General features: G+C 30.8%; 10 protein-coding genes. All 10 read right to left on the bottom strand.

Annotated features, from left to right (window positions below; all coding sequences use genetic code 11):
- Positions 1–14 precede the first annotated feature (14 nt).
- Entirely contained in the window at positions 15–2,705 is a 2,691-nt protein-coding gene (nifB, locus tag T483_RS0126450) for a nitrogenase cofactor biosynthesis protein NifB (protein ID WP_026889545.1), read from the bottom strand.
- On the bottom strand, positions 2,692–4,056 hold the full coding sequence (gene nifE / locus T483_RS0126445; RefSeq protein ID WP_026889544.1) for a nitrogenase iron-molybdenum cofactor biosynthesis protein NifE: 1,365 nt from the start codon (positions 4,054–4,056) through the stop codon (positions 2,692–2,694). The genes nifB and nifE overlap by 14 nt, the downstream gene beginning before the upstream one ends.
- 1,033 nt (positions 4,057–5,089) lie before the next feature.
- Positions 5,090–6,454 carry a nitrogenase molybdenum-iron protein subunit beta gene (nifK, locus tag T483_RS0126440; protein ID WP_026889543.1) on the bottom strand — a complete coding sequence of 455 codons (1,365 nt, stop codon included), beginning with the start codon at positions 6,452–6,454 and terminating at the stop codon, positions 5,090–5,092.
- Positions 6,454–8,040, bottom strand: coding sequence for a nitrogenase component I subunit alpha (locus T483_RS0126435; protein ID WP_026889542.1), 1,587 nt, complete (start codon positions 8,038–8,040; stop codon positions 6,454–6,456). Before T483_RS0126435 ends, nifK begins: the two co-directional genes overlap by 1 nt.
- 18 nt (positions 8,041–8,058) lie before the next feature.
- Positions 8,059–8,442: a P-II family nitrogen regulator gene (locus T483_RS0126430; RefSeq protein ID WP_026889541.1), complete on the bottom strand. Its 384-nt coding sequence runs from the start codon at positions 8,440–8,442 to the stop codon at positions 8,059–8,061.
- A 23-nt stretch (positions 8,443–8,465) separates the two neighbouring features.
- Positions 8,466–8,792, bottom strand: coding sequence for a P-II family nitrogen regulator (locus T483_RS0126425; protein ID WP_023976171.1), 327 nt, complete (start codon positions 8,790–8,792; stop codon positions 8,466–8,468).
- 97 nt (positions 8,793–8,889) lie between these two features.
- A complete protein-coding gene (nifH, locus tag T483_RS0126420) occupies positions 8,890–9,711 on the bottom strand; it encodes a nitrogenase iron protein (RefSeq protein WP_012058230.1) in 822 nt (273 codons plus the stop codon).
- A gap of 458 nt (positions 9,712–10,169) precedes the next feature.
- On the bottom strand, positions 10,170–11,099 hold the full coding sequence (locus T483_RS0126415) for a hypothetical protein (protein WP_026889540.1): 930 nt from the start codon (positions 11,097–11,099) through the stop codon (positions 10,170–10,172).
- 28 nt (positions 11,100–11,127) lie between these two features.
- Positions 11,128–11,742, bottom strand: coding sequence for a Fe-only nitrogenase accessory AnfO family protein (locus tag T483_RS0126410; RefSeq protein ID WP_026889539.1), 615 nt, complete (start codon positions 11,740–11,742; stop codon positions 11,128–11,130).
- A 132-nt stretch (positions 11,743–11,874) separates the two neighbouring features.
- On the bottom strand, positions 11,875–12,831 hold the full coding sequence (locus T483_RS0126405; protein ID WP_026889538.1) for a substrate-binding domain-containing protein: 957 nt from the start codon (positions 12,829–12,831) through the stop codon (positions 11,875–11,877).
- Between the last annotated feature and the right edge of the window lie 29 nt (positions 12,832–12,860).

Raw genomic sequence — 12,860 nt, 5'->3', positions numbered from 1 at the left:
CTAATTATTCAGGTTTAAGCTCTTAGCATTTCTTTAACTTCAGTTCCTTTTAATATAGCTTCTGCTGCTTTTTCAACAGCTGTTTCAATAGTTTCACATGTCATAAAAATTTCTATATTCATACTTTTAAATTTTCTTTTTGGTTCATCACCAATTCTAAGACAAAGTACTCCATTACAGTCTGAAACAACTTTTGAAAGCTTAACAAACTTATCTTCCTCTTCTTCACAAACTTCTTTTCCATTACAATATTTTTCAACATTTCTTTTTTCCAAATATCTTGGCTCTCCATTTTTATATTCATAGATATAAAATTCAGATGCATGTCCAAAATGCATATCCACGCCTATTCCACTTTTTGATGCAATCGCAAACTTTAGTGGTTTTTCTTCTGTAACTTCCTTTATATTTGACGGCTTATTAAATTTTTGAGATTGATCATCTCCAAGTAAACCAATAGCATCTGCTCTGCATTGCTTACAATGATACATCTGTTCAATATGCTCTCCACATTTTTTTCTTAAATCCATTATTTCTTTATTACTTGTAAGTGGCATATTTTCAAAGACGCTTCCTTTTACAGGAATCATTTGCATTATATTTGTTATTCCTGCTCCAAGTTCCTTTGCTTTTTTTGTTACTTCCTCTATATGATGATCATTAATTCCCTTAAGCATTACTATATTGACCTTAACCATAATTCCTCTATCAGCTAAATACTTTATACCTGATAATTGGTTATTTAAGAGAATTTGAGCTGCCTCTTCACCAGTATAAGTAACCCCTAAGTAATCTACGAATTTATATACTTTAGCAGTTATTTTAGGATCAATAGCATTCATTGTTACAGTTACATGACTTACTCCTAAATTAATCAGCTCTTGAGCATAAAATGGAAGCATTAATCCGTTTGTTGATAGACAAAATGTAACTTCTGGATCATGTTCTCTTATAAGCTTCAAAGTTTCCCTAACATTATCAAAGTTAGCAAGAGCATCGCCAGGTCCAGCTATTCCAACAACTTTTAAGTTGTCCATTTTTGATTTTACTAGTTTGTATTTAGCAAAAGCTTCTTCTGGAGATAATACTTCAGTTGTTACCCCAGGTCTGCTCTCATTAACACAATCAAATTTTCTTAAACAATAATTGCAGCTAATATTACACTTTGGTGCTATAGGAATATGCATTCTTGCATACTTGTGAGCTGATGAACAGCTAAAACATGGATGAGTTTTTGTTTTTTCTTCTACTTCTTCTCTGCTGATAATCCTTGCTTCCATCTTTTTCTCCCCCTCAATTGCTATATCTTTATTACTTATTTCAACTTCTTCCTTATAATATTCATTGTATAAATTCTCTCTAAAAGTCATTTCAGTTTTAGCGAGCATAACATTAGTAATTTGATCACCTAAATTTAAAGATCCTTCATAGCCTATAGACAATATTCTTTGTCCACCGATCCTATCGTGAATAGGAAATGCCATTCGAATTAATGGAATCTTATGTTTTTCCTCTATTCTTCTTCCATCCGAGCTTCCAATCATTACATTTACCTTTAAATCTAAGGCGAATTTTTCTATTTCCTTAAAGTCTGCCTCATCTATGATTTTGCATTCACCTGCAAATAACTGATTTGAAAGTTCGTTAACTTCTTCCCTTAAGCTTGGTTCAAGTTTTTTACATACATCTCCACTTGCAATAAGTACTGGTACAGCTCCGTTTTCTACAGCTAATCTTGCAGTAGAGTATACAAAATCAGGTTCTCCAAATATAGCAATTCTAGCTTCTGCATTATATTTATGAGAATCAATCATAGCATCTAAATATCTTCCTCTTTGTTTTTTATATTTTTCTGGAATTGGATTTCCTGATATTTTAGCTAGCACTTTTAAAAAATTATCAGTATCTCTAAGACCTCTTGGAACATTAATTCTAAAATTCTTAACTCCAAAATTCTCCTCTAAATAACTTCCTACAGAATATTCTTCTTTAATAAAGGTAGTTAATTCAATAGTAGCTTTTGCTCCACCCATAAATTTAATTTCTTCTATACTTGTACCATTACTTGGAAGTCTGTTGTATTTTTTGCTATGAACTCCATCTAAATTCTCAGATAAGTCAGGCAGCAATATATAATCAATTTTAAACTCCTCCAATATCTCTTTTATCTCCCTCATATCTGCACTACTCATTGGCCCGGCAATAACATTTACCTTTTCATTTTTATCTGGATACATTTCTACATTTTCTACAACTGCCCTTAAAGCTGTAAAATATCCGCCATATTGAGTTCCACCATATCCCGGCGATTGTATTGGTATTAACTTAACTTTACTATCTGGATGTTTTTCATAAAATATCTTTGAAAGCCTTACTACATCCTCTCCTATGGTTTCTGCAAGGCAAGTTGTTGCAATACCTATAACTTCTGGGTTATATAATTTAATTAAATTTTCTAATCCTTTAATCAAATTATTTTCACCACCATAAACAGTTCCTTCTTCAGTTAGTGAAGATGAAGCAATATCTACCGGCTCATTATAGTGTGTTGCCATATGTCTTCTAATATATGTACTACAACCTTGTGATCCATGTAATATAGTCATACAATTCTTAATTCCATATAAAGCATTGCTAACTCCCATAGGCATACACATTTTGCATGGATTTACGGTTAGATTTACATAACTTTTAGATTCCTTCATTCTCTTCACTCTCCTTTACATACTTCCATACAGGACTATTAATTGAAAGATTAATTTCCTTTGCGAAATTAACAGCTCCCACAAAACCTCCAAGTGGATGCTTTCTTTCATGATTATGGTCACAAAAGGCAACTCCCAATTTATAAGCAAGTGGTCTTTCCTTAACTCCTCCAACTAAAATATCTACATCCTGCTCAATCATAAATTTTTCTAATTCCGAAGGATTTGCATCGTCCAAAACTACTGTCCCATCTTTAACTAAACTATTTATAACTTCATAATCATCTTTCTTTCCAGTTTGTGTTCCAACCATCACTGTATCTATTCCAAGTTCATTAAACTGTTTGATTAAGGAGATTGCTTTAAATCCTCCGCCTACATATATTGCAGCTTTTTTCCCCTTAAGATTTTCCTTATATTTCTCTAATACAGGCAATATTTTTTGTTCCTCTTCTTTAACAAAAGCCTTAGCCTTTGCTAACATTTCTTCATCTCCAAATAAGCTTGCTATTCTGAGTAATGAATTTTTTGTATCTTCAAGTCCCACAAAACTTATTTTAACGAAAGGAATATCCATTTCTGCTTCCATTCTCTTTGCTAAATATGTCATGGAGCCAGCACATTGAACAACATTAAAACTTGCGCTGCTAGACTTTAGTAATTTGTCATAGCTGGAGTCTCCAGTAATAGTTGATATTACATCTATTCCAATTTTCTTTAGATACTCTTTAACAATCCATATTTCACCAGCCAAATTGAAATCACCTAACATATTAATTCCTTTTCTCTTAGGCAGAATATTTCTAGAAAATAAATTCATTAGTGCATTACAAGCTAGTTTATATCCTTTAGATTTATTTCCAGAAAAACCTGGAGACATAACTGGAATAACTGGTACATTATATTTTTCCTCAGCTATCTTACATACGGCCTTAACATCATCTCCTATTACACCTACAATACAAGTTGCATAAACAAAAATTAACTTAGGATTATGATTTTCCATTATTCCTTCTATGGCAGCAATTAATTTTTTTTCACCACCAAAAATAACATCTTGTTCACTTAAATCTGTTGAAAAACTATTTCTATATAAATTTTCACCACTCGAAAGACTTCCTCTTATATCCCAAGTGTAGCTAGCACATCCAATAGGTCCATGAACTATGTGGTATGCATCTGTTATTGGATTTAATACAACTCTTGCTCCACAATATACACACGCTCTTTGACTAACTGATCCTGATACACTATCACCATCGCACTTCATAGATTTTTTATTATGACCTTCTTTAAAACATACAAAATCTTCTCTTTCTTCAAGAAGTGAATTACTTATTTTCTTTTCCATAATGCCACACCACCTTTTGAATTTATAATTATAGATTGAGAATTGAGAATAAAGGATGAAAGTTAACTTTACTTTAAATAATGCACATAATACATTTTTTACAAATTCCTTATAACTAAATTTATTACTCATTCTACATTCTCAATTTTCAATATTAATAAGCATTAAAAGCCTTATTAATAAATAGAGCAATTGACATGTTTTATCCATGTTCAATTGCTCAATCATTGAAATTATTAACTTTTTTGAATTTAACATATCTTCTAAAATCTTAATTGCATCATAGTTGCTTTTTTTATTCAAGATCTTAATTGCAGCATAGCTGCTTTTTTTATAGGGGTATATTTTTTATATTGTTCTATATATGTTGCAAAACTAATTCGTCATCATAATTCTAAAAATATTGCAAGAATTTTAGACTCAATTGTGAATTGCAACATATACATATGATTTGGTTTATACTATTTTCACACACTCTTTCCAAATAAATAAATTTAAAAAACAAATTTAAATTTTAGATATACACTACACCAGAAATGGTTGATACTCTTTTAAATAAATAAATCAACATTTAAACTTAACTTGCAGTGAAGACTCTATCCCAAATACACATCTTTCCACTAAATACTTATTAAACACTTACTTCACACACTATTTTTAGATAAATAATTTCAAAAATAAATTTAAGTTTTGAAATATACACTACACCAGAAATAGTAGGTACTATTTTGTAACCACAAGAGTCATAATATGCAGTGTTGCATTTAGAATACTAATGTAGGATTTCCTCATTAGAAATTACCAAAACTTTAAGTTCATATTTTCACTAGAAATCATAAATATATTTGTGGAGAAAACATTTGAAAATGAGCTGTTAAAGGTTCTTAGCTGTAGGTTGTTCCAATTTAGCTTGTCAAACTGAAAGTTGGAGCATGCTAAATTGGATACAACCTGCTGCTTAGAACCTTCAGCGATATTTTCATAGTTTTTCGGAATCAAAATATTTATGATTTCGGTAATTATACATATTTATCTACATTACTAATTCAAAATCTTCATCTTTTACGTCTCTATCTTGTCTATCCATTAATGCACCAAGCATTAATTCTAATAATCTCATAGCACCTCTATATCCAACATTAGGCATATATGAATGAACATATCTATCTAATACTGGGAATCCAATTCTAACTAGTGGAATATCTTCAGCTCTTGCTATGTATTTACCATGAGTACCACCCATTAGTAAATCAACAGGTTCATTCTTAATTAATTGATGCAATTCAAAAAGATCTGAATCTTGTTTAGCTATGCAGCCTTCAACACCAAATTCATCAAATAATGCTTTCATTTGTTTTTCAAATACATTGGATGGAGTTCCTGTAATTACATACTTAGGAATCATTCCAAGTTCTAATAAGAATTTAGATAAAGCAATTAGCACATCTGGATCTCCATATAAAGCTACTTTCTTTCCATCATAATATGGATGAGAGTCAATCATTATATCAACTAATTGTCCTCTTTCTTCTTCAAGTTCATAAGGAACTTGTTGCTTACTGAATTTACTTAATTCCATGATTAAATCATCTGTAGAACCAATACCTATTGGCATCTTTAATGTAGAATATGGAACTTTATATAATTTTTCAAGAGTAGATGCTCCTCCTTCTGAAGCAAAGCTTCCTAGTGCTAATGTTTTTTCGCAGTCACCTAATTCAATAATATCTTGAATCTTTGTACCACCCTTTGGATACATTTCATATTTCCCAGTCATTGGAGCATCTAAAACTCCAGTTGTATCTGGTAACATTGTAAAATCTACACCCATAAGCTTTAATAATCTCTTTACTTCACGCATGTCACCAGGATTAACGAATCCAGGGATTACACACATTTTTCCGTTCTTTACTCCAGTTGTTTTGGATAAACCTTTAATAAAACCTGAAACCATATTAGAGAATCCAGTAATATGTGATCCAACATAACTTGGAGTATTTGCATGCAACACATATTTTCCTTCTGGAATATCTATAGCATCAATAAAACCCTTTAAGTCATCACCAATTGTTTCTGATAAACATGTAGTATGAACTGCAATTATTTCCGGATTATACATATCAAAGATATTTTTAACAGCAGTTTTAATATTACTGCCTCCACCAAATACGCAAGCACCTTCACTAAATGATGAACTTGTTGCTATCGCAGGTTCTTTAAAGTGTCTAGATAAAACTGTTCTATGATATGAACAGCAACCTTGTGAACCATGACTGTGCGGCATACATCCATGAACTCCAAGAGCTGCATACATAGCGCCCACAGGTTGACATGTTTTACTAGGATTAATAGTAATCGCTTTTCTTTCTTTCATTTCTTTAGGAGTTAAATCTAACATTATACCTCACCTCCAAATGTTCCTTCTAATATTGATTCTGTTTTCCATGGAGCTACAGTGTATTTCCATGCTGGAGTATATAAACTCATTGTTACATCTCTACCAAAATTTGCAGCGCCCTTAAATCCTGCATAAGGTCCACTATAATCATAAGAGTGCAATTGTCTTGATAATACTCCACCTTTTTGTATTATATATTTATCCTTAATGCCTGAGAAAAACATATCAAGTTTTAACTTTTTAATAAATTCTTCTGTTTCAAATTCATTTAAATCATCAACTACAATTGAACCTTTTTTCATGTCACGCATCATACCTGGATAGTATTCTAAATTGACAATTTCTTTCTTTAATTCTTCTAATTCTTCATCTGTTTTCACTGGTTTATATTTACCTTCAATTTTTTCTACTTCTAATACTTCGATATTTTTCAAATCCGCATCTTCAATTATAGTTGGTATTACTTCTCTACCTTCATAATCGTCTCTATGTGCGAATTCAAATCCTGCAACTAATGTTTCTACACCTAAATCATTTAATAGCATTTGATAATGGTGAGATCTTGAACCTCCAACATATAAACCTGCTTTTTTACCAGTTAACTTGCTTCTATAATAATCCATATCATCTTTAATATCTTCAAGTTCTTCAGCTATAACTGCTTCAGTTCTTTCTGTGAACTCTGGATCATTAAAGAATTTAGCAATGTCTCTTAAAGTTCTAACAGTACAATCAACCCCGATAAAATCAACTTTTATCCACGCAGTACCATATTGAATTTTCATCATTTCTGCGATATAATTAATGGAACGGTGACATTGGACTAGATTTAAATCTGCAGTATGGGCTTTTCTTATATCGTCAATGCTAGCATCACCTGTCATGACTGATATAACTTCATAGCCTATTTTCTTTAGAATTCTTTCTATTTCCCAAGCGTCACCACCTATGTTATATTCACCAAGGATATTAACTGAATGAGTTTTCGGTGTGTAATCCATAGTTCCTATTACAGATTTTATCAGCTTGTTATTTGCAATATGATGTCCGGCTGATTGAGATACACCTTTATATCCTTCACAAGGGAATGATATAACATCAATTCCATACAATTCTTTAGATTCATTTGCAACCGCTGGTAAGTCATCACCTATAAGTCCAACTGGACATGTCGCACAGATAAATATTGCTTTTGGATTAAATATATCTACAATTTCTTTTATAGCAGCCTTTAATTTCTTTTCTCCACCAAATACGATATCACTTTCACCTAAATTTGTAGAAAAACAATATTGTATAAAGTTTCCGTCACCTTTCTGTGGTACTGCTTTATTTCTTCTAGTACCCCATGAATAATATCCACATCCTATCGGTCCATGAGTTAAAAGTACTATATCTTTTAATGGTCCAAGAACAACACCTTTACATCCAGCATAACAACATCCTCTATGTGTCATAACCCCTGGTATAGTTCTTCTATTTGCATCTATCTCTTGAGTTTCCTGCTCAAGTTCAAGCATATGTTTTTTTCTATTTTTGTATACTTTGGCACTATACTTGTCCAAAACACTATCAACTTTACTCATTAACTTCACCTCCACACTTTAAATTGCCTCTTCACCTATTTGTCCATCTCTGACTCTGTATACTTCTTCAACTGGTAATACAAATATCTTTCCATCTCCTGGAGTCCCAGTTGAATTTACACTTACCACGGTATCCACTACTGTTTTCACTTCATCATCTTTTACTACTAAAGTTATAAATCTTTTAGGTATTAATCTGCCTCTTTCCGATAAATTCTCACCATACGATGTTGGCGGTACTTCACCAGTTTCCATATAAGCTTCAACTAAAGCTATATCAATTGATTTCTTACCTCTTCCAAGTACTTTTCTGCAAGTAATCGATGGAAAGCCAGCTTGTGCGAGTGCTTCTTTGGTTCTATTAACTTTATTCAAACGAATAATACACATAACTTCTTTCATAAAGCTATTCCTCCTAATTCTTTTTATAATCCTGATTTTCCACTACTTACAGTGTATACTTCCTCAATTGGTGCAACGAATATTTTTCCATCTCCAAATGCGCCCTTTTCTCCTGTTCTAGAATTTCTAATTATTACCTTTATAACATCATCTTTATCTTCATCTTTAACAGCAATTAGAAGCATTTCTTTGGGAAGTTCATCATAATATATTTCTCCAACTTTGATTCCTTTTTGTTTACCTCTACCATAAACCGCCATCTTCGTTACTTCTGGGAATCCAGCATCCAATAATTCTGAAAGCACAGTACTAACCCTTTCTGGTCTTATTATTGCGCGAATCATATACATATCTCTCTATCTCCTTTTATTCTATATTTTGTTTTAGATATAAGTCTTAACATATATAAAAAATTATTTGCTTTTATATAATATTTTGCTTTTTATCTTAGATATCCATTAAACCATATTCCATTAAGATTTCTTCTAATCTTTCTTGCTTCATTGGTTTTGGAATAACAAACATTTTATTTTCGTTTATATTCTTAGCTAATGTTCTGTATTCATCTGCTTGATCAGCTTTGGGATCAAATTCTATAACTGTTTGTTTGTGTATCTCAGCTCTTTGAACCATGTTATCTCTTGGTACGAAATGGATAAGTTGACTTCCAAGTTCTTTTGCAAAAGCTTCTAAAAGGTCTAATTCTTTATCAACTTTTCTACTATTACAGATGATTCCACCTAATCTAACTCCACCAGTTTTAGCATATTTTTGAATACCTTTTGAAATGTTGTTAGCTGCATATAATGCCATCATTTCTCCAGATGCAACGATGTATATTTCCTGTGCCTTACCTTCTCTGATTGGCATTGCAAAACCACCACATACAACGTCTCCGAGTACATCATAGAATACATAATCTAAATCAGGTGTATATGCTCCTAATTGTTCAAGCATTCCTATTGAAGTAATAATACCTCTACCTGCACATCCAACTCCTGGTTCTGGTCCGCCTGATTCAACGCATCTTATATTTCCATATCCTGTTTTTAAGATTGCATCTAATTCAATGTCGTCTCCTTCTTCTCTTAAAGTATCTAAAACTGTTTTTTGTGCTAAACCTCCAAGAACTAATCTTGTAGAATCTGCTTTAGGATCACATCCTACGATCATTATATTCTTTCCCATTTCAGCTAAAGCTGAAGTTAAATTTTGTGTAGTTGTAGATTTTCCTATACCACCTTTTCCATAAATAGCTACTTGTCTCATATTAGTTTCCTCCTCTTAATTAAATAGATTATATAAGCCCAAATGGGTCGTTATAACTTATTTGTATTAATATAACAGTAAATTAGTTTAAAAAAATAAGCCTAATTTATTTAACTATTAATAGTTATAATAAAATAGACTTCTTTGTCCTTTCATTGTAAAAAAAAATCTAAGATGTTAACTTCCTCATTGAGTTAAACACTTAGACTCCATTGCCTTAATGACAGGTTAATATTTATTATTTAATTCAAGTTATATTATTTCAAAAAAACTTGTGTATAAATTACTTTTTTATTAATTTCTGTTTTTCATTTGCTTGTTTTACTTATTGAAACTATAATATCACAAAAAATCAATATTGCAAACTATTTTTTTATTTTCTATAACTTTTTTAATGATAACGATATTTTTTTATCAATTTATCAAAATCATTCGTGTTTTGTTAAATTTAATGAGAATTATTTATTTCTATCTCCATTAAGAGTAAAATGTCTTTCTCCAAATGCTTTTATCTCAAATGTATTTTCTTTAATCTCATATTCATATTGTTTATCTATTATTACCTTATCATCAATAAATTCCACCTTTAAAGTTATCGTATCCAGAACTTCACTGTTAGAATACAATCTAATTTTTTTTGGAGAATGAAAAATCGTGTCACCTTCCGATGTTTTAATTGTAATTGTATTAGTAGATGTAATAAGAGATTTTATACTTCCATCCTCATAAAATTCTAAAGAATTACTATCCCCATGAATTCCCATTGCATTAACGTCATAAGCTTCGATTTTTCCAATAGGTGTTTTTATATTTGTTGCCCTTATTGGCTCACAGGATTTTATTTTTCCACTTTTATATAAGGAGACTCCTATTCTGCCTGCAAAATTATATTCTCCAACAGTTATTTTAATTTTTTCTTTTGGCCACAATGTGATACTTTTAAGTTCTCGTGTTTCATAAAAATGAAGAGACATAATCTTAGCTTCAAATGACGAAAAATCAAAACTAAATTTATAAGTTTTTGCCAATTTATATTCATCATCTTCAGTCCAATACCCTGACAATCTTCCCTCCAAAGGAAACAATCTATTTATTTCACCATCTTCATAGAATGTTATTTTTTCAACTTCAAATACACCTATACTAGTATTTATTACTGTCAAATCATTTAATGAAATACTCTTAATATTGCCATTCTTAAATACCTTTACTGGTGGAAATTCTTTTCTTCTTTCATCTACAAATCCATACAACGGTACTAAATTATAGTCTAAAACTTTTAATTCACTGTATTCATCCAACTTATACTCTTCTGGTTCCCCAGTGGAATAATAATCGGCAATAATAGCATCATTTAAAATACCATACTTAGTTATTATTTTCTTCATAAATTTGCCCCCTAGTCTATTATTTCTTTCATTTGCCTGAAACATTTTTCTGTACAGTTACCATATAATCATTTCTTTTTATCTCATTAATGGATAACAATATTTCACCCTTGTCCATTTTTGCAACCAGCCAAGGTGGTACATGACAACAGTGTACTTTTATTTTTTTTACATCCTCTTTTTCTAAATAAGGAATTATTGCCTTTTTAGAAGTTATTTCAGGATTTATCAGCTCTAATTCCTGTAGATCTATCATGAAATATCCATCGCCAAGTTTCTTAGCAATTTCAACTTCTTTATTTTCATTCTCCTCTTGGACCATTTCATTTTTAATAATTTCGTCAAAATAATCAAATGGGTTTCCTTCCAATTCCCAAACACTAAAATCTTCTGCATAAAAAACACTATATGGAATTCCGAATGCTTTATTTACTACAACTATTCTGCAATCCTCCATTTCTGAAATCAATTTTAAAAATGTCTCTCTAATAGCCTTCATGTTGTTGACATTACTCAAATCTACATTTAATTTCTTTTTTATTAGCCAACCTCCATATTCATTTACAAATATATTTACGCATTTTGATTCTGTAAAAGATCCTATTTCATCATTTTCCTTTAAAAATACTGCTATTTTTTCCATAATGCCCTCCCTTTAATTTAAATTTGAATATTTATTATATTGAAATTGATCCCACGCAAAAAAGGTGCAGTTAACTCACTGCACCTTTGCACTTATAAAATATTCTATTAATTTTATATATTATATTACTTATCATGTTTTTGCAAGTATTTTTCCTATATCCTTTAGATCATATCCACCTAAACCCTCAAGTTCTTTTTTGAAAATTTCTGATTGTACTATTTCAATAATTAATTTATAAATAGGGTTTTTTAAACTAGACTTCTTTACAACTAAATCATATCTCTCTTGTTGTATTGGTATAAAATCAATCCCACTTACTTGAAGTGCTACTTTTTCAGTTCCTATTCCTAAATCTCCTTCTCCCATGGCAATACTACTTGCAACAGAGAGATGAGAAGATTTTTCCGTATTGTACCCTTTAATAAATTCTGAATCGATATTGTACAGTCTCAACTTTTCATCCAATAGGACTCTAGTTCCAGATCCTTTTTCTCTATTTATAATTGATATTTTTTTATTGCTTAAGTCTTTCCAATCTTTTATATTATACGGATTACCTTTTGCAACATAAAATCCTTGTGTTCTATATGCTAAATTAATTAAAATGCATGGAATACCTGGAAGCAGCTTTCTTACAAAGGCTGTATTATATTCATTAGTATCTCCATCCCAGAGATGTACAGAAGATACTGACACTTTCTCTGTATATAAATCATGTAAACTTGTATAACTACCCATATTGGAACGTAGTACTCTTATATCTTCTAAACTTCTTTCTATATGTTGTGCTAAGACATCTAATAACACATCTTGCCCTGAAATTATAATATTTTTTTCTAAATTCAACTCTATATTAGCTTTAGTAATATTTTTGCTTTCAATTTTTTCTATATCATCAACGCTATTTTGCCTTGGTTTCTTCTGATTATTTATATAATTGTTAACATCACTTTTATCTATCCTTAATTTTTTACCTACTTTATATGATGGCAATTCACCTCTTTTTACTAACTCATACACAGTATTTTTAGTTATCTTTAATAATTCAGCAACCTCAACTGCCGTTAGGGATTCTTCAATCTCCATAGAACTTCCCCTCCTTTTTAACCTTAATT

Source organism: Clostridium beijerinckii HUN142, from assembly GCF_000621745.1.
GTDB lineage: Bacteria > Bacillota > Clostridia > Clostridiales > Clostridiaceae > Clostridium > Clostridium beijerinckii_A.
Note: the sequence above shows the minus strand (reverse complement) of the source record. Positions and strands in the feature narration are given on the sequence as shown.